The 18,277-nt window shown below is 34.6% G+C and carries 22 protein-coding genes; 18 read left to right on the top strand and 4 right to left on the bottom strand.

Annotated elements, in window-relative coordinates:
* Positions 1-76: 76 nt before the first annotated feature.
* From rpsP to rplS, 4 genes are all read left to right on the top strand, one after another.
* Entirely contained in the window at positions 77-349 is a 273-nt protein-coding gene (gene rpsP / locus CP370_RS03420) for a 30S ribosomal protein S16 (RefSeq protein WP_004897108.1), read from the top strand.
* A gap of 68 nt (positions 350-417) precedes the next feature.
* Positions 418-939: a ribosome maturation factor RimM gene (gene rimM / locus CP370_RS03415; RefSeq protein WP_004895297.1), complete on the top strand. Its 522-nt coding sequence runs from the start codon at positions 418-420 to the stop codon at positions 937-939.
* Positions 929-1,651, top strand: a complete 723-nt coding sequence (gene trmD, locus CP370_RS03410; protein WP_012845946.1) for a tRNA (guanosine(37)-N1)-methyltransferase TrmD — start codon at positions 929-931, stop codon at positions 1,649-1,651. The genes rimM and trmD overlap by 11 nt, the downstream gene beginning before the upstream one ends.
* Positions 1,652-1,764: 113 nt before the next feature.
* Positions 1,765-2,115, top strand: a complete 351-nt coding sequence (gene rplS, locus CP370_RS03405; RefSeq protein ID WP_003647502.1) for a 50S ribosomal protein L19 — start codon at positions 1,765-1,767, stop codon at positions 2,113-2,115.
* A gap of 95 nt (positions 2,116-2,210) precedes the next feature.
* On the opposite strand, the gene lepB is transcribed toward rplS, so the two are convergent.
* Positions 2,211-2,852: a signal peptidase I gene (lepB, locus tag CP370_RS03400; protein WP_012845947.1), complete on the bottom strand. Its 642-nt coding sequence runs from the start codon at positions 2,850-2,852 to the stop codon at positions 2,211-2,213.
* 201 nt (positions 2,853-3,053) lie between these two features.
* Here lepB and CP370_RS03395 point away from each other — a divergent pair, with 201 nt between their 5' ends.
* Positions 3,054-3,473, top strand: a complete 420-nt coding sequence (locus CP370_RS03395) for a bis(5'-nucleosyl)-tetraphosphatase (protein WP_012845948.1) — start codon at positions 3,054-3,056, stop codon at positions 3,471-3,473.
* Entirely contained in the window at positions 3,457-4,095 is a 639-nt protein-coding gene (locus CP370_RS03390) for a uracil-DNA glycosylase (protein ID WP_012845949.1), read from the top strand. Before CP370_RS03395 ends, CP370_RS03390 begins: the two co-directional genes overlap by 17 nt.
* Before the next feature lie 35 nt (positions 4,096-4,130).
* Here CP370_RS03390 and lexA read toward each other — a convergent pair whose 3' ends face one another.
* The gene (gene lexA / locus CP370_RS03385) at positions 4,131-4,754 is read right to left on the bottom strand and encodes a transcriptional repressor LexA (protein WP_011162245.1); all 624 of its coding nucleotides are present in this window, start codon (positions 4,752-4,754) and stop codon (positions 4,131-4,133) included.
* A 137-nt stretch (positions 4,755-4,891) separates the two neighbouring features.
* On the opposite strand from lexA, the gene CP370_RS03380 reads away from it, so the two are divergent.
* The 4 genes from CP370_RS03380 to CP370_RS03365 all read left to right on the top strand — a co-directional run bounded on the left by CP370_RS03380 (position 4,892) and on the right by CP370_RS03365 (position 9,059).
* Complete coding sequence (locus tag CP370_RS03380; RefSeq protein WP_087284686.1) at positions 4,892-5,140, top strand: DUF896 domain-containing protein; 249 nt, start codon at positions 4,892-4,894, stop codon at positions 5,138-5,140.
* A gap of 72 nt (positions 5,141-5,212) precedes the next feature.
* Positions 5,213-5,434, top strand: coding sequence for a YneF family protein (locus CP370_RS03375; protein ID WP_003649044.1), 222 nt, complete (start codon positions 5,213-5,215; stop codon positions 5,432-5,434).
* Positions 5,435-5,509: 75 nt separating this feature from the next.
* Positions 5,510-7,276 (top strand): ABC transporter ATP-binding protein, encoded by a 1,767-nt coding sequence (locus CP370_RS03370; RefSeq protein WP_012845951.1) that lies wholly within the window; start codon positions 5,510-5,512, stop codon positions 7,274-7,276.
* Complete coding sequence (locus tag CP370_RS03365; protein ID WP_087713097.1) at positions 7,266-9,059, top strand: ABC transporter ATP-binding protein; 1,794 nt, start codon at positions 7,266-7,268, stop codon at positions 9,057-9,059. The genes CP370_RS03370 and CP370_RS03365 overlap by 11 nt, the downstream gene beginning before the upstream one ends.
* 42 nt (positions 9,060-9,101) lie before the next feature.
* Here the strand turns inward: CP370_RS03365 and CP370_RS03360 are convergent, their stop codons facing one another.
* Together CP370_RS03360 and CP370_RS03355 are read right to left on the bottom strand one after the other, a co-directional pair.
* The gene (locus tag CP370_RS03360; RefSeq protein ID WP_087713096.1) at positions 9,102-10,283 is read right to left on the bottom strand and encodes a cyclopropane-fatty-acyl-phospholipid synthase family protein; all 1,182 of its coding nucleotides are present in this window, start codon (positions 10,281-10,283) and stop codon (positions 9,102-9,104) included.
* A gap of 67 nt (positions 10,284-10,350) precedes the next feature.
* On the bottom strand, positions 10,351-10,965 hold the full coding sequence (locus CP370_RS03355; protein WP_004897119.1) for a 1-acyl-sn-glycerol-3-phosphate acyltransferase: 615 nt from the start codon (positions 10,963-10,965) through the stop codon (positions 10,351-10,353).
* A gap of 68 nt (positions 10,966-11,033) precedes the next feature.
* Here CP370_RS03355 and CP370_RS03350 point away from each other — a divergent pair, with 68 nt between their 5' ends.
* The 8 genes from CP370_RS03350 to rseP all read left to right on the top strand — a co-directional run bounded on the left by CP370_RS03350 (position 11,034) and on the right by rseP (position 18,274).
* Positions 11,034-12,056, top strand: a complete 1,023-nt coding sequence (locus tag CP370_RS03350) for a GIY-YIG nuclease family protein (RefSeq protein ID WP_087284682.1) — start codon at positions 11,034-11,036, stop codon at positions 12,054-12,056.
* Positions 12,057-12,208: 152 nt separating this feature from the next.
* On the top strand, positions 12,209-12,994 hold the full coding sequence (gene rpsB, locus CP370_RS03345; RefSeq protein WP_012845955.1) for a 30S ribosomal protein S2: 786 nt from the start codon (positions 12,209-12,211) through the stop codon (positions 12,992-12,994).
* Positions 12,995-13,031: 37 nt separating this feature from the next.
* The gene (gene tsf / locus CP370_RS03340) at positions 13,032-14,057 is read left to right on the top strand and encodes a translation elongation factor Ts (RefSeq protein ID WP_087713095.1); all 1,026 of its coding nucleotides are present in this window, start codon (positions 13,032-13,034) and stop codon (positions 14,055-14,057) included.
* Between the two features lie 109 nt (positions 14,058-14,166).
* The gene (pyrH, locus tag CP370_RS03335) at positions 14,167-14,892 is read left to right on the top strand and encodes a UMP kinase (RefSeq protein ID WP_087713094.1); all 726 of its coding nucleotides are present in this window, start codon (positions 14,167-14,169) and stop codon (positions 14,890-14,892) included.
* Positions 14,892-15,449, top strand: coding sequence for a ribosome recycling factor (gene frr, locus CP370_RS03330; RefSeq protein WP_004895267.1), 558 nt, complete (start codon positions 14,892-14,894; stop codon positions 15,447-15,449). Before pyrH ends, frr begins: the two co-directional genes overlap by 1 nt.
* A gap of 18 nt (positions 15,450-15,467) precedes the next feature.
* Entirely contained in the window at positions 15,468-16,187 is a 720-nt protein-coding gene (locus CP370_RS03325; protein WP_004897123.1) for an isoprenyl transferase, read from the top strand.
* A 26-nt stretch (positions 16,188-16,213) separates the two neighbouring features.
* Entirely contained in the window at positions 16,214-17,005 is a 792-nt protein-coding gene (locus CP370_RS03320) for a phosphatidate cytidylyltransferase (protein ID WP_004897124.1), read from the top strand.
* Between the two features lie 12 nt (positions 17,006-17,017).
* The gene (gene rseP, locus CP370_RS03315; RefSeq protein WP_087713093.1) at positions 17,018-18,274 is read left to right on the top strand and encodes an RIP metalloprotease RseP; all 1,257 of its coding nucleotides are present in this window, start codon (positions 17,018-17,020) and stop codon (positions 18,272-18,274) included.
* Positions 18,275-18,277 lie beyond the last annotated feature (3 nt).

The following is an 18,277-nucleotide window of genomic DNA, read 5'->3' as shown; positions in this document are numbered from 1 at the left end:
TTAAGGAAAAACCCTTTACACATATTTTTCTATATGCTATATTATTTAAGTCAAGAAATTTAGGAGGAATTAATTAATGTCTGTTAAGATTCGTATGCGCCGTATGGGCTCAAAGAGAAAACCTTTTTACCGTATCGTAGTTGCTGATTCACGTATGCCACGTGATGGCCGTTTCATCGAAGAAGTTGGTTACTACAACCCACTTACTAACTCTGATGAAGTTAAGCTTGAAGAAGACAAGATTTTTGAATGGCTTGAAAAAGGTGCTCAACCATCAGATACTGTAAGAAGCTTACTTTCAAAAGCTGGTTTGATGACTAGATACCACGACGCAAAGTACGGTAAGTAATTTACTATTGCAATTAGAAGTTTGGGAAAGCTCTTCCCAAACTTTTTTATTTAGAAAGAATAAGTTCTATGACTGAATATTTTGAAGTTGGAAAGATATTGTCTCCTCATGGATTAAAGGGAGAAGTTAAGGTAAATGCAACAACTGATTTTCCAGAGGAAAGATTAGCTACAGGAAGTAGATTGTTTATTAAGAATAATAAACAGTATGAAGAATTAATTGTAGAAAATACTCGACGCCATAAACAATTTTATTTAGTTAAATTTGAAAAGATTGATGATATTGATCAAGCTGAAAAAATTTGCAGTAAAGAATTATATGTAGCAGAAACAGATCAACAAGAATTACCTGAAGGTAGCTATTACTTTAAGGACATCTTAAATTGCCCGGTCTATGATGCTGAGACTGGAGAAAAGCTAGGAGTATTAGAAAATATTGAAACTCCTGGTGCTAATGATATTTGGGAGATAAAGCCAGAAAAAGGAAAGAGTTTTTGGATTCCAAATATTGAATCAGTAGTTAAAAAAGTTGATCTAGCCAATAAGAGAATAGAAGTAACTTTGCTTGAAGGATTACGAGATGAAAATTAATGTTTTAACCCTTTTTCCAGATATGTTTACTCCTTTGCAGGTATCAATGTTGGGAAGAGGTCTAGAAGACAAAAAATGGGAATTAAACTTAGTTAATTTCCGTGACTTTACTAGCGACGTACATCATCATGTCGATGATACTCCTTATGGAGGTGGAGCTGGGATGGTACTTCAAATTATGCCAATAAAAAAAGCTCTAGATTCTTTAAATAATAAAGGAAAAGTAATTATTACTGCTCCACAAGGAAAAACTTTCAATGAAAAAATGGCCCAAGATTGGTCAAAAGAAGAAAATTTAACTTTTATTTGTGGTCACTATGAAGGTTTTGATCAGAGAATCTATAATTTGGCTGATGAAACAGTATCAATTGGCGATTACGTCCTTACTGGTGGAGAATTACCAACAATGAGTATGATTGATGCTACTGTTCGTCTCTTACCGGGGATTTTGGGAAATTCTGCTTCTCCAGTAGAAGAAAGTTTTTCACACGGTCTTTTAGAATATCCGCAATATACGCGTCCTGCTGATTTTGAAGGTCAGAAAGTCCCTGAAGTATTAACATCGGGTAATCACCAAAAAATTGCTGAGTGGCGTCATAAGGAAGCCTTACGAGCAACATATCTCTACCGTCCTGATATGTTAGCTGACCGTGAGTTAACAGATGAAGAAAAGAGAATGCTTGAAGAAATTAAAAGTGAAAAAGAGAATTAGTATTTACAAGCATTTTTCTATTTGGTAAACTAGTCGTTGTGGCATAAGCCACTGATTTATGGGTATTCCGCTGGCACAAGGTGTTGATGAATGCCGTAGAAGGAGAGAAAATAATGGATCCATTAATTCAAGAATTAACTAAAGAACAATTACGCGATGATATGCCTGACTTTCGTGCAGGTGACACTGTTCGTGTTCACGTACGTGTTGTAGAAGGTACTCACGAACGTATTCAGATGTTCGAAGGTGTTGTAATTAAGCGTAAGGGTGCTGGTATCAGCGCAACTTACACTGTACGTAAGATGTCATCAGGTATTGGTGTTGAACGTACTTTCCCAGTAAATGACCCACGTGTTGCTAAGGTTGAAGTTCTTCGTCACGGTCGTGTACGTCGTGCTAAGCTTTACTACTTACGTGAACGTCACGGTAAAGCAGCTAGAATTGCTGAAAAGCGTCGCGGTTAATTCAATTAATCAAGACAGTATTAAAAGCCATCTCGAAAGAGATGGCTTTTTTTTGTAGATAAAAAAAGAGTTTCAAAAAAAGAAACTCTTTTTGATTAATAAAATGTAATGTGATTTAGTGGCCAGTAGCGCATCTTTACTACTCCCACAATTTTACTTCGTGGAATTGTTCCAATATAGCGACTGTCTTTAGAAACGCTTCTATGATCTCCCATTACAAAATAAGTATTAGCAGGAACTTTATTAGTCTTTTGCATTTCTTTTAGTTGCTTTGAGGTATAAAATTGACGATAATTTTGAGTTTTAGCTAGAGAACTCAGAGTGAAATTTTGTGTATTAGTATATTTAATACCTGAGATTCCGTCCTCTCCATTGTCAATTAATTTTTGCCCAGCCTTTAACCATGGTTGATTAAGTTTTTTACCATTAATATAAATTTGATTATTTTTACTTACAATGGTATCTCCCGGTAACCCGATTACTCTCTTAATATATAGGGCTCCTGGCTCGTCAGGCGCATCCACAATTACAATGTCACCTTCTTTAATCTTAGCATGCCGAAGGGCAATTACACGATCGTTATTTTCAAAAGTAGGTTGCATTGAAATTCCAGATACAGTTAAATTGGCAAAAACATATTTATTTAGTACAAAGAAGATACCAAAAAATATGGCTACTAGGATTAGTACCTGGAGAATCCACTGACCCCAGCTTTCAGATTGTTCTTGTTTCTTCAATTTTTTCACCTTGTTTAATCTATTTCAACATAAAGTGTAACCTTAAATTAGCATTTTGTCGATTAAACAAAGAAGATGAAAAATAATTTTAAGTTTAATTTATATAATTAAATAGGAGATAAAGGTCTTGAAGAGGTCGAAAATTTTAATTTAGCTTATAATGAAAACAACAAGAGCAATCATAAGAAGGGAGTAAAAAAGATGCATGAGTATTCAGCTGGTAGTATTGTTTATCGTATTAAAAATAATAAAATAGAATTTTTACTTGTCCAAAGTAGACTTAACCGAACTTGGGGCTTTCCAAAAGGGCATCTAGAAAAGGATGAAAATAATGTACAGGCCGCTCAAAGAGAGGTCTATGAAGAAGTGGGACTAAAGCCAGATTATGATTATGATTTTGAGGAAAGTATTACTTATAAAATTGCCCGGGATCGATTAAAAACTGTAACATTGTTTTTGAGTAGATTTAACCCGGATCAAAAAATAGAACTACAAAAAAGTGAAATTGGAGATTATAAATGGGCAACTTTAGCAGAAGCTAATTACTGTTTAAATTATAAAGAATTGAAAGAATTATTGAAGAAGGCACAGGAATATATTGAAAATGAAATATCCAGATAAACTCTTAGCTGAAGTTAAGGAAAGATCAAAGGGGATGAAATTAGAAGGAATTAATTTTGGTGCTGGTCCAGTTCATCCCAAGCTTATGATTGTAGGAGAAGCGCCAGGAAGAGAAGAGATAGAGTCGCTAATCCCGTTTCACGGTGCGTCTGGAAAAGAATTAATGAAATCTTTAGCCTCAATCGATCTTAAACGAGAAGATGTGTATATAACTAGTGCTGTCAGAAGCCGTCCTTATAGTATTAAGCACACATTTAGTAAAAAAGAAAATAAAGAAGTAATCAAATATCCTAATCGAAAACCGACTAAAAAGGAAATTTTGGCACATGCACCATTTTTAGATTATGAAATTAAGTGTGTTAAACCTAAAATCATTGTAACAGTGGGTACTACGGCTCTAACAAGATTGCTAGATGATAAATATGAAATTAGTAATGTGCATGGAAAAATTATTGAAAATACCCCAATTTTAGAATTAAACGATAAAAAAGATGGTTATATCTGGTCTAAAGAAAAGTATATCGTTGTACCACAATACCATCCTGCAGCAGTTTTTTATAATAGAAAATTAGCTGAAGTAATCGCGCAAGACTGGTTAAATGTAAAACCGCTAATTAAATAGCAAAAAATGGTAGGAATGACACTTCCTACCATTTTTTAATCAATATTATTACGATATAGACCTACAACTTTACCTAAAATTTGAACCACAGGTAAAATAATTGGATCCATTGTATCGTTTTCTGGCTGCAGACGGTAATAACCGTCTTCTTTGAAAAATCTTTTGACAGTTGCTTCGTTATCTTCAGTCATAGCGACAACAATTTCACCATTATTAGCACTAGATTGTTTACGAACAATGACATGATCACCATTTAAAATTCCAGCATTAATCATTGATTCGCCATGCACACGTAACATGAAAAGCTCGCCAGCGTCATTTTCGAGATCAGGAGGAAGAGGGAAATACTCATCTATGTCCTGAACGGCTAAGATAGGTTGACCGGCAGTAACTACGCCAACAACAGGAATATCTTTAGGTTTAATTCCCAGAGCTTCTCGACCTTTTTCAGTTACTTCGATTGCTCTTGGTTTAGTGGCATCTTTTAAAATATACCCTTTCTTTTCTAGGCGTGCTAAGTGACCGTGAACGGTTGAAGTAGAAGAAAGATCCACTGCGCTACAGATTTCTCGCACTGTAGGAGGAAAAGCTCGTTCTTCAACAGTATCGTAAATAAAACGTAAAATTTCTAGTTGTTTATTTGCATGTGGTTCAGTCATAATTTTTTCTCCATTTACTTACTTATTAGTATTCTAACAAAAAAATATTATCTCGGCAAACAGGCGTTCTTAGTAGTTGAGTCTTTTTTTATTGGTATAATTAAGGTAAACTAACATTGCTTAGTGAGGTGTTTATTATGGACAAAAAAGAAGAAGAAAAATTAATCAAGCGAATCAATGAATTAACTAAAATTAGTAGAGAACGTGAATTAACTCCTGATGAGTTAGAGGAACGTAAAAAATTAAGATCTGTTTTTCTAGAAAACTTCCGTGCTGGATTTAGACAACAATTAGAGGATACTGTAGTCATTGACAAAGATGGTAAAGAAGTAACCTCAGAAAAAGCTAAAGAGGCACAACGTCGTAAAGGATTAAGAAAAGATTAATATTTTACTTTAAAAAATACTATTTTTTTGGTATGCTGAAAAAGTACATTAATTTTTGGAGGTTTTTGGGAAATGAATTTAGGTTTAGCAATTTTTCTTATTATTATCGCATTATTAATCGGTCTTGTTGGCGGATTTTATGGTGCTCGCGCATACATGAAGAAGTATTTCCAAGACAATCCTCCTATTAGTGAAGATATGATTGCAGCTATGATGGCGCAAATGGGACAAAAACCATCTGCTAAGAAGCTTAATCAAGTTATGAATATGATGAAGCATCAACAACAAAAATAGTAGCTTACTTTACTAATATTTGGTAATAGACAGAGGATCGTATTCCTCTGTTTTTTGTATATGGTGGGGTGAAAAATGAATATTTTTAGCAAATTAGGGTGGTTTTTTAAGCAAGAGAAGAAAAGATATATTATTGGTATTAGTTTTTTAGCTTTAACTTCAATTGCCAATTTAGTCCCACCTAGAATTTTGGGGCTGATGGCTGACCAGCTAGATAAAGGGTCAATTAGCTGGGGTGAGTATGGTGCCTTAATTTTAGCTGTCATTGCTGCAGCCATAGTCTTATATTTATTGCGCTACTTTTGGCGTAAGCAAATTTGGGGTGGAGCAGCAGAGTTAGAAAGACAAATGCGATCCCGCTTATTCAAGCATTTTATGATAATGGATAAAACTTTTTATCAAAGGCACCGCACCGGGGATTTAATGGCACATGCGACTAATGATATCAATTCCATTCAAAATGTAGCTGGAGATGGAGTTTTGACTTTAGTTGACTCTTTGGTTACTGGTGGAACTACAATGATTGCGATGATTATTTTTACCGATTTTAGGTTAACTATTATTGCCCTTTTACCACTTCCTTTTCTTGCTTTAGGTGCTTGGAAGTTAGGAGCTAAGCTTCATTATAGTTTTGACAAATCACAAGCTGCATTTTCACGTTTAAATAATAAAACTCAAGAATCAGTTTCCGGAATTAAAGTATTAAAAGCCTTTGGTGAAAGTGAGCAGGATTCAGCTGCCTTTAATAAGATGGTAGATGATACCATTCAAATCAATAAGAAAGTTTTTAAATGGGATTCAATGTTTGATCCATTAGGGACATTAATTATTGGAGCAACTTATGTAATTACAATTATCTATGGTGGGTTACTGGTATCAAATCGTACTTTATCAGTTGGTCAATTGGTTTCCTTTATTGCTTATATTTCTAATATGGTATGGCCGATGTTTGCAATTGGTTATTTATTCAATATTTTAGAGCGTGGATCAGCCTCTTATGATCGTGTTGAACGTCTATTATATGAAAAACCTCAAATTACTGATGAAAACGCTGATCAAAGCTTAACAACTACAGATATTCAAGGTGATTTAAAATATGAAATTAAATCCTTTGCCTATCCTGATGAAAAAGAAATACCAGTTTTGCAAAATATTAATTTTACATTAAAACCAGGACAAACATTAGGTTTAGTGGGAAAAGTTGGATCCGGAAAGACCACTATTATTGAGCTTTTATTAAGAGAATTTGATCAATACCAAGGAAGAATAAGCTTAGGTGGTCATGATATTAGGAATATCCCTTTAAAATTACTTTTAAGTGAAATTTCGTATGTTCCGCAAAATAATTTTTTATTTTCTACTTCTATTGAAAAAAATATTGCTTTTTCTGATGAAAATGTGGAGAAAGATAAAATTGAATCTGCGGCTCAAAAGAGTGATTTGCATGATGATATTTTACAAATGCCAGCCGGATATAAAACATTGGTAGGTGAGAATGGAGTGTCTTTGTCTGGGGGACAAAAACAAAGATTATCAATTGCACGAGCCTTGTTAAAAGAAAGTCCTATTTTGATATTAGATGACGCTCTTTCAGCGGTAGATGCAAAGACAGAGACCTCTATTTTGGATTCACTTAAATCGGAAAGAAAAGGAAAAAAGACCTTGATTGCAGCTCATCGTTTGACCTCAGTAATGGATGCTGATCTCATCTTAGTTCTAAAAGAGGGGAAGATTGTTGAAAGAGGAAAACATGCTGATCTTTTAGCTCAAAATGGTTGGTATGCTGAAATGTGGCGTAAACAAGAACTACAAGCAAAGGTGGGTGAAGTAGATGGACAATAATGAAGAAAGCAAATCAGTTTGGTCTAAGGCTATCCCATTTAAAGAACAAGTTCAAATATTTAAAAGAGTTTTAAAATACGTAAAGCCTTTTAAAGTGGAAATGGGAATTGCAATTTTTGGAGCTTTCTTAGTAAGTGTAATTAATATGCTTTTACCAAGAGGACTACAGTTTTTCTTAGATAATTATTTGATCAAACAAAAAGCGACAGTACAGATTATAATTTGGGCTGGACTATTATATGGGCTTGGAACAATTATTAAGGCAATTCTCCAGTTTGTATATCAATATTTATATGCACTTGGCGCTGAAAAGACACTTGAAAGTGTAAGAAAAGATTTATATCGAAAACTTCATAGTTTAGGGATGCGCTATTTTGACCAGACGCCAGCAGGTTCAATTGTATCAAGAGTCACTAATGATACAATGACTCTAAGCGACTTTTTAGGAGTACTTTGTCAAGTAGTCATTGGAGTATTTTCTTTAGTAACTGCTTTTATAGCGATGTATGTAACTAATAAATTTGCGGCGTTAATTGTCTTGCTGTTTTTACCAATTTTAGGTTTTATTTTCTGGATTTATACACAAAAGAGTTCTAGATTGTATCGTGCTTTTAGGGAACGGCTTAGTCGAATTAATACTAACTTAAATGAATCTATTGAAGGAGTTTCTCTAATTCAGCAATTTAAGCAGGAAAAAAGAATGACAAACCATTTTGAAAATGAGAATGGTACTTTAATGAGAACACGTTTTAACTTGATTCGAGTTAACTCGCTTTTATTATCGCCAATGACTAGTTTGCTTTATTCATTGGCTCTTGCACTAGTGTTAATGTATTTTGGTTTTCCATTGCAAAAGACTTTTGTTCCTGCCGGAATTGTATATGCTTTTTCTCAATATGTACAACAATTTTTTAATCCTATTTCTACTATGATGGATCGAATGACTTCTTTTCAAGATGGAATTGTGGCAGGTAAACGTATTTTTAGAATTATGGATGAAAAAGAATACGAACCGCGACAAGAAAATGATAAAAGAGCAGCTATTTCAAAAGGAAAGATTGAATTTAAAAATGTCAGCTTTTCTTATGATGGAGAGAATGAAATCTTACATGATGTATCTTTTGTAGTTAATCCAGGTGAAACTTTAGGAATTGTTGGTCATACTGGATCAGGAAAGAGTTCAATTATCAATGTAATGATGAGATTTTATGAATTTGGTAGTGGGGAAGTACTTATTGATGGCATTGATATTAGGAAGTTTCCGAAGAAAGAATTACGTAAAAAACTAGGATTAGTTTTACAAGAACCCTTTATGTTCTATGGGGACATTTCTTCAAATATTCGCTTGTATAATGACAAAATTACAGATCAACAAATTAAAGATGCTGCTAAAACCGTACAAGCAGATTCATTTATTGAAAAGATGCCTGGTAAATATCATGCAAAAGTGATTGAAGGTGGATCAGAACTTAGTCAAGGACAACGACAATTAATTTCATTTGCACGAACCTTAGTAACTGATCCTAAAATTTTAGTTCTAGATGAAGCAACGGCTAATGTTGATACAGAAACCGAAAATTTAATTCAAGAGGGATTAAAGAAGCTTCGTCAAGGAAGAACGACTTTGGCAATTGCGCACCGTCTTTCAACAATTGCAGATGCGGACCAGATTATTGTTTTGGATAAAGGAAGAATTGTTGAACGTGGTACACATGAGGAACTATTGAAGAAGAAAGGGTATTACTACAATCTTTATAAGCTTCAACAAAATAGCGATAAATAAAAGCTCGGTCGTTTAAGACCGAGCTTTTATTTGAATTATATTTTATTTATCATTCAGCATGTATTGACGAGTCATTGGTAAGGTTTTACCAGATGGGCCTTTTGTTAATAGGTATTGAATAACATCAATGTTTCCTGATTCAAAGGAAGCTGCACAAGCTTGAAGATACATATCCCACATTCTTACAAAGCGTTCGCCCATCATTCCTTCAACCTCTGAACGATGGTCGTTAAAGTTTTTATCCCAAATTTCAAGAGTTCTTTGATAGTGGCGACGAAGCATTTCCATGTCAGCAATTTGTAAGTTAGCTTCTTCAATTCTTGAGACAATTTCTACTAGGCCAGGAATGTAGCCACCTGGGAAGATATATTTGTTAATCCAAGCATTGGTAGCCCCGCCTTGTTGACGAGTAATACCATGAATTAAAGCAACACCGTGTGGCTTTAAGTATTTAGCAACGTCTTTGAAGTATTCTCCTAGGTTTTCTGAACCAACGTGCTCAAACATACCTACAGAAGTAACATAATCAAAATCACGATTACCTAATTCACGGTAATCTTCAAGTAAAACTTCGGCTTGATTTTCAAGACCCATGTCTTTGATCTTTTGGTTGACTAAATCAAATTGTTCTTGGCTTAAAGTAACTCCGGTAACTTTAAGTCCATATTCTTTAGCTGCAGTTAGCATTAATGTTCCCCAGCCACAACCAATATCTAGTAAAGTCTTACCTGGTTTAGGATCTAATTTTTGAAGAATATGATGAACTTTAGCGATTTGAGCAACTTCAAGATCCTCTTTATTACCATTAGTGAAGTAAGCACATGAGTATGTCATAGTTGGATCAAGCCATAGTTTATAAAAATCGTTACCGATATCATAGTGACTTTGAACATCTTCTTGACTTTTTTTCTCAGTATGCTTTTGCTTAGGTAAAAATTTTCTAAATTTTGAAGCACGCATAAATGATTCACTACTTTCATATGCTGCTTCAATTAATTTTTGGATACTGCCCTTAATTTCAAGATCCTTATCCATATAAGCTTCACCCAAAGCTAAAGAGGCGTTACTTGTTATTTCTTTAAAAGGAATCTTTTTGTTAAAAATAACCTCCACTTCCGGTGTGCCATTTCCATAAATTTCTGATTTTCCATCCCAGTACGTAACTTTTACAGGGATATTAAATGAATGACTAAGCATCATTTTATACAAAGGTTTTTCTAACATTATTGATTCTCCTTTTCCACGCTAGACTATGTCATTTTAACACTAAAAATCTTGAATAATAAAAAAATTATTTTGCGATATAGTGAAAGTCAGGATTTTGTTCTTTATCTAACTTGTCCCAAGCTTCTTCCAATTGCTGGTATAGAGCAGGTGTAGTTTCTTTATTAATCTTTTCGCGGCGTGGAATATAGATTGGATCACCAAAACAAATGTCTAAAGATTTTCTTTTTAGGAAACCTTTAAAGGTCAACGGTCCTTGATAAACAACTGGCACTAAAGGCTTATTAGCCATTTTGGCAATAACAAATGCGCCGCTTTTAAGCTCTTCAGAATGACGAGTTCCGGAAGGAAAAATAATCAACGATAGATCACCTTTGCGTAATCCTTTAACAGGAATCTTAATTGCAGAAGGACCAGGATTATCGCGATCTACTGAAAAAGCATGTGCATGCACTAAAATAAATCTCAAAATAGGATTTTTAAAAAGTTCTTTTTTTGCCATAAACATAAATTCCATTGGACTTGCAGCCAAGGCAAAAAGAATTGGTTCCCACCAAGTTCGATGAGGGGCTACTAAAATATAGTTACCTTTTGGTATACGGTCTTTATGATGAACATGTAAATGTCCATTAAGTACCCAGACAATAAATCGGGCGATTGGGCGAATAATTTTATAAAACATGATCTTTCCTCCAATTTTATCTATAGTATTATACAATACAGCAAAGAATTTTTAGAAGGGTATAGAAAATGGAGCTATTGAAACCTAATGAACGAATTGATTATATGTACAATGATGACCTACAAATCATCCAAGAAAAAGATGCGTTTTCTTTTTCTTTAGATACGCTTCTTCTTGGATATTTTGCGCAAAATAAAATACATGATAATTATAAAGTTGTTGATTTATGCAGTGGTAATGGGGCTGCTAGTATCTACATGTCCTATTTTAACCGGGCACATTATGATGCAGTGGAGATTCAAAAAGAAATAGCTGATCAGGCAAGACGAAGTATTAAATTGAATAAATTAGAAAATCGGATAGAAGTCCATTGTCTGAATGCATTAGATGCCCCGAAAAAATTAGGTAAAGATAAGTATGATGTAGTTGTTGTTAATCCTCCTTATTTCAAAGTTCCTAAAGGTCATATTGTTAATCCAGATGAAAAAAAGGCCTTAGCAAGACATGAACTAGCAATTAACCTTGAGCAAATAATTAAAGTATCAAGTGATATGCTGAAGATGAAAGGCAAAATGTTTATGGTTCATCGGCCTGAGCGTTTGGGTGAAATTATGCACTATTGTTTAGAAAATCAACTGAGTGTAAAGTGGGTGCAACCATTTGTCTCTAAGAGAGTGGCAGATGCTAATTTAGTTGTGGTAGAAGCAATTAGAAATACTGCGAGTGATGGTCTAGTTTTGAGGGATGCCATTGTTGTTCATAATCAAGACGGATCCTTTACACCTGAAATAAAAAAAGTTATCACTGAAAATAAGGAAGAAGGGCCTAAAAAAGAAAAATATTATTTTTACTGCTTATTGTGTAATGATGGAAGTTTCTATGGTGGTTTTACAAATGACTTAGCTCATCGATTAAAGATGCACAATGAAGGAAAAGGGGCTAAATACACAAAAACACGTCGACCAGTAAAAATGATTTATCATGAAGAATTTGATGATAAAAAACTGGCCTTAAAGAGAGAATATTGGTTCAAACACCATTCAAGAAAATGGAAAGAGAATTTTTTAAAAGAACATAATGTAAAATTTTAATTGCATTTATAAAATTAATTAGTTACAATGTTCAAGTATGCGTTTCGCATATTAAATTTATATCACATCAAGAGCGATTAAATTCCTAGGTGCCATTTATGGTCAGAATTTAATACGACCTCTTGAGAGGAATTAACCAGGAGGAATTTTTTATGACAGTTGTTACTATGAAGCAATTGCTTGAAGCAGGTGTCCACTTCGGTCACCAAACTAGAAGATGGGATCCAAAGATGGCTCCTTACATTTTCACTCAAAGAAACGGAATCTACATCATTGACTTACAAAAGACTATTAAGATGTTAGATGACGCTTACAACTACGTTAAGGCAGTTGCTCAAGACGGTGGCGTATTCTTGTTTGTTGGTACTAAGAAACAAGCACAAGACGCTGTTAAAGAAGAAGCTACACGTGCAGGTCAATACTACGTTAACCAACGTTGGTTAGGTGGTACTTTGACTAACTGGACTACTATCCAAAGCCGTGTTAAGAGATTAAAGGAATTAAAGCAAATGTCAGAAGATGGCACTTTCGATGTATTACCAAAGAAGGAAGTTGCACTTTTGACTAAGGAAATGGAAAAACTTGAAAGATTCTTAGGTGGTATTGAAGATATGCCAAGAATCCCAGATGTTATGTTTGTTGTTGATCCTAAGAAAGAAAAGATCGCTGTTCACGAAGCAAACATTTTAGGTATCCCTGTAGTAGCTATGGTTGATACTAACACTGATCCAGATCCAATCGACGTTGTTATCCCAGCAAACGATGACGCAATTCGTGCAATTCGTTTGATTTCAGGTGCTATGGCTGATGCAATTATTGAAGGTAAGCAAGGCCAAGATGACAGCGAAAATGTTGAAAAAGAAATGGCTGATAAAGCAGCAGCTGAAGACGATGAAGAAGAATCCATCGAAGTAGTTGTTGAAAAATCAGAAGACTAATTTGTTTTTACTGTTAGTTCTGTAGGAGGACATATTAATGGCAAAAATTACTGCTCAATTAGTTAAAGAATTACGTGAACGTACTGGTGCTGGTGTTATGGATGCCAAGAAAGCATTAGTAGAAGTTGACGGTGACATGGATAAGGCAGTTCAATATCTTCGTGATAAAGGTATGGCAAAGGCTGCTAAGAAAGCTGATCGTGTTGCAGCTGAAGGTTTAACTGGCGTTTACGTTGATGGTAATGTTGCAGCTATTACTGAAGTTAACTCAGAAACTGACTTCGTTTCTTCAAACGATAAGTTTGTTAAATTAGTTAATGAAGCTACTAAAACTATTGCTGAAGGTAAACCTGCTGACATGGAAGCAGCTGAAGAATTAAAGATGGCTGATGGTACTACTTTGGGTCAGTCATTCGTAGATGCAACTGCTACTATTGGTGAAAAGATCGTTTTACGTCGTTTCGCTTTAGAAGAAAAAACTGATGACCAAGAATTTGGCGCATACCAACACAATGGTGGCCAAATTGGTGTTATCACTGTTTTAGAAGGTGCTGATGAAGCTACTGCTAAGCATTTAGCTATGCACATTGCTGCTATGAGTCCTAAAGTTATCTCACCTGATGAATTAGATGATGAATTCATCACTGATCAATTAGCTGTTATGAACCACAAGATTGATCAAGATAACGAAAGTCGTGCTTTGGTAAATAAGAAACCATTGCCACACCTTGTTTATGGTTCAGAAAAACAATTAAGCGATGATATCTTAGCTAAGGCTAAAGAAGATATTAAGGCTGAACTTAAAGAAGAAGGCAAGCCTGAAAAGATTTGGGATAAGATTATTCCTGGTAAGATGCAACGCTTTATTGATGATAATACTCAAGTTGATAAGCAATTTGCAGTTTTATCACAAAACTACATTATGGACGACAGCAAGACTGTTGGCGAATTCTTAAAGGAAAAGGGAGCTAAGTTAGTTGCTTTCCAACGTTACGAAGTTGGCGAAGGTATTGAAAAGAAGCAAGAAGACTTTGCTGCCGAAGTACGTGAACAAATGAAGTAATTATTTACTTAAAAATGGGAGTAACGCTTAGGCGTTGCTCCTTTTTTTCGGTATAATATATTGCAGTGATTTTATGGTAAAATGATAACAGCAATGAGGAGGTAAATTTATGAGTCAAGTTAAGTATAAACGTATTATTTTAAAAGTTTCTGGTGAGGCTCTTGCTGGTGAAAAAGGTACTGGTATTAACCCAGAGGTTATTAAGCATCTAGCTGAAGAAATTAAGTCTGTTCACGATATGGGTGTTGAAATCGGTATTGTTTGTGGCGGTGGAAATATGTGGCGTGGTGAAACTGGTGCAAATCTGGGTATGGAAAGAGCTCAAGCAGACTATATGGGAATGCTAGCAACGATTATGAATGGTCTAGCATTACAAGATGGATTAGAAAACTTAGGCGTTCCAACACGAGTACAAACATCAATTGAAATGCGTCAAATTGCGGAACCATATATTCGTCGTAAAGCCATTCGTCATTTAGAAAAGGACCGTGTTGTTATTTTTGGTGGTGGTACCGGTAATCCTTACTTCTCAACCGATACTACTGCAGCTTTAAGAGCAGCTGAAATTAATGCAGATGTAATTTTGATGGCTAAAAATGGAGTTGACGGCGTTTACTCAGCTGATCCTAAAGTTGATCCAAATGCTAAGAAATACTCTGAATTAACTCAACTTGATTTGATTTCAAAGAACTTAAAGGTAATGGATAGTACAGCTAGTTCATTGTCTATGGATAATAATATTCCACTAGTTGTCTTTAATGTAAATAAGCCTGGTAACATTAAGAAAGTTGTTATGGGTGAAAATATTGGTACTGTAATCAAAGGTGATAAATAATGGCTAATGAAGTAATTGAAAAAGCAAAAGATAATATGAAAAAGTCTATCGCTGTATTCCAAAAGGAATTAGGCGGTATTCGTGCCGGTGTTGCAAATGCAAGCTTATTGGATGGAATTAAGGTGAACTACTACGGTGTTCCAACTCCACTTACACAAATGTCTAGTGTAAGTATTCCTGAAGCTCGTGTTTTAATGGTAACGCCTTATGATAAATCAACTTTAGATGACATTGAACATGCTATCTTAGCTTCTGATCTTGGAATTACTCCAGCTAATGATGGTACTGTAATTAGAATTGTTATTCCACAATTAACCGGTGAACGTCGTCAAGAAATTGCTAAGCAAGTAGGCAAGCTTGCTGAAAAAGGTAAGATTGCTGTCCGCAATGTTCGTCGAGATGCAATGGATACTTTGAAGCGTCAAGAAAAAGATGGCGATATTACTGAAGATGAACAACGTAGTTTAGAAAAACAAGTTCAAAAAGTAACTGACGATGCTACTAAAGAAATTGATAAATTAGCAGATCAAAAGAGTCAAGAAATTACTCAAGGTTAGTTTAGGACTTGATAAGATATGTCAGAATCAAAAAAACCACTTAATCATTTAGCCATAATTATGGATGGAAATGGTAGATGGGCAAAAAAAAGACATTTACCACGTTTTGTCGGACATCGTCATGGTATGGATAATATTCGAAATATTGCTCTTGCCGCCAATAAATTAGGAATAAAAGTTTTAACACTTTATGCTTTTTCAACTGAAAATTGGGCTCGTCCGACTGACGAAGTAAACTATTTGATGCGTTTACCAATTGACTTTTTTGATAAGTTTATGCCGGAACTAATGGAAAATAACGTTCGGGTTAATATCATGGGATTTGTAGACGAATTACCTGAGAAGACATATTTAGTAACCCAAAAAGCCATGGCAGAAACAGCTAATAATACAGGGATGGTATTGAATTTTGCCTTTAACTATGGATCGCGTAGAGAAATAACGGCTGGAGTACAAGAAATTGCCCGTAAGGTAAAAGTCGGAGAAATTGATATTGATGATATTAGTGAAAAAATGGTCTCAGATCATTTGCTGACTCATTCTTTAGCTCCATATGAAGACCCTGATTTATTAATTAGAACGTCTGGAGAAGAACGTTTATCAAATTTCTTATTGTGGCAAATGGCCTATACTGAATTTAGTTTTTCAGATAAATTATGGCCAGATTTTGATAAAACTGATTTAGAAGAATTAGTTAAAGATTATCAAGGACGTAATCGTCGTTTTGGAAAAGTATAATTTTAATTAGAACTGTAGAATTTTAAATGAAACAACGTGTAATAACAGCTATTGTAGCTTTAATTTTATTTATTCCGATTGTTTTAATGGGCGGCATTTGGATTGATGTCCTAGTTTGTGCGTTTGCAGCAGTTGGAATTAGCGAAATTTTTATTATGAAGAAGCAAATTATTGTTTCTTGGGATTTTATCTTGGCCTTATTAGCAACCTTGACTATGGCAGTTCCTGATTCATTCTTTAAATTTTTACCTGCGTTTTTAAATAAGTATGATATTTTTTATATCTTCGTAATGTTGATGCTCGTAAGAACGGTTTTGTCTAAGAATAAGGTTACATTTGATGATGCCGGAGTTTATACTTTGGCTGCTTTATACATCGGAACTGGCTTTCACTTCATGGCCGCTATTAGAAATGCCCATCTTGGATTAGCAATTTTAGGCTATGTATTTGCAGTTGTTTGGTCAACTGATATTGCAGCGTATATGGTGGGACGTAAGATTGGAAAGCATAAATTATGGCCAGTTATTAGTCCTAATAAAACATGGGAAGGATCTATTGGAGCAGTAATTTGTGCAGTAATTATCGCAGCAATTTATGTTACCTTAGTTCCTACTGGTCGGAATAATGCTATGATGATTGTTCTAGCCTTCTTCTTATCAATTGTTGGTCAGATGGGAGATTTAGTTGAATCAGCTTATAAACGCTTTTATGGTGTGAAAGATTCAGGTAAGATCTTGCCTGGTCATGGAGGAATTTTAGATCGATTTGATAGCATGCTTTTCGTTTTGCCTGTTGTTGCATTTATGGGTATTTTATAGGAGAGCTACTGAATGAAAGGTATTTTAATCTTTCTAGTTGTTTTTGGGATACTTGTTTTTGTTCATGAATTTGGACATTTTATTATTGCAAAAAAGTGCGGTATTTTAGTTCGTGAATTTTCAATTGGTATGGGGCCAAAATTGTTTCAAAAGATGCGTGCTAAAACCACATATACTATTAGATGGCTTCCTTTAGGGGGATATGTGCGCTTAGCGGGACCTGATGATGCCGCAAAGATTGATCCTGGTACTACAGTAGTATTGCAGTTAGATGATCAAAATAAAGTTAAACGAATTGATGCCTCAGGATCTCAAATGCCAATTGAAGGAATTCCAGTACAAGTCAATGCCGCTGATTTAGTAGATGCATTAACTATTCAAGGATATGAAAATGGTGATGAAGATCAACTAAAAACTTATTCTGTTGATCATGATGCCACAATCATTGAACAAAATGGAACTGAATTGTTAATTGCACCCCGGGATACACAATTTCAAGAGGCCAGTGTTGGTAAAAAACTAGTTACTAATTTTGCTGGTCCATTCATGAATATTGTCTTAGGATTTGTTGTATTTATTATTTGGTCATTAGCAGCTCCTGGTGCACCGACTACAACGGTAGGTAGCACTATTGCTCATCAACCTGCTCAAGTAGCTGGGATCAAATCTAATGATGAAATTATCGCGATTAATAATAAAAAAATTAGTAATTTCAATCAAATTGCTGCTGAACTGGCTGAAAGTAAAGGTAAGACTGTTGAAGTAAAGGTAAAAAGAGATAATAAGGTTAAAAATTTCTCCATAAAGCCTAAAGTTAATAAGATAGATGGTCAAAAAGTCTATCAACTTGGTTTTTATGGAAAGCCTGATAATAGTCTTGGTGCAAAAATTAGCCGTGGATGGAATACAAGTATTAGTACAACTGGTTTAATCTTTAATGCCGTAGGCAATTTGTTTAGACATTTTAGTTTGAACAAACTTTCTGGACCGGTAGGGATTTATTCGCAAACCGTTCAAGTTTCAAACATGGGCTTTACATACTTGCTAGCATTTTTAGCAATGATTTCTATTAATTTGGGAATTGTAAATTTGATTCCAATCCCTGGATTAGATGGTGGAAAATTATTACTTAACCTGATTCAGCTCATTATTCGAAAACCAATTCCTGAAGATAAGGAAGCAATTGTAGATGTAATCGGTTTTGTCATTCTCTTACTGTTAATCGTTGCAGTAACTGGAAATGATATTTATCGCTATTTTATTAAGTAAATT

The organism is Lactobacillus sp. UMNPBX19 (assembly GCF_002553805.1).
GTDB lineage: Bacteria > Bacillota > Bacilli > Lactobacillales > Lactobacillaceae > Lactobacillus.
Note: the sequence above shows the minus strand (reverse complement) of the source record. Positions and strands in the feature narration are given on the sequence as shown.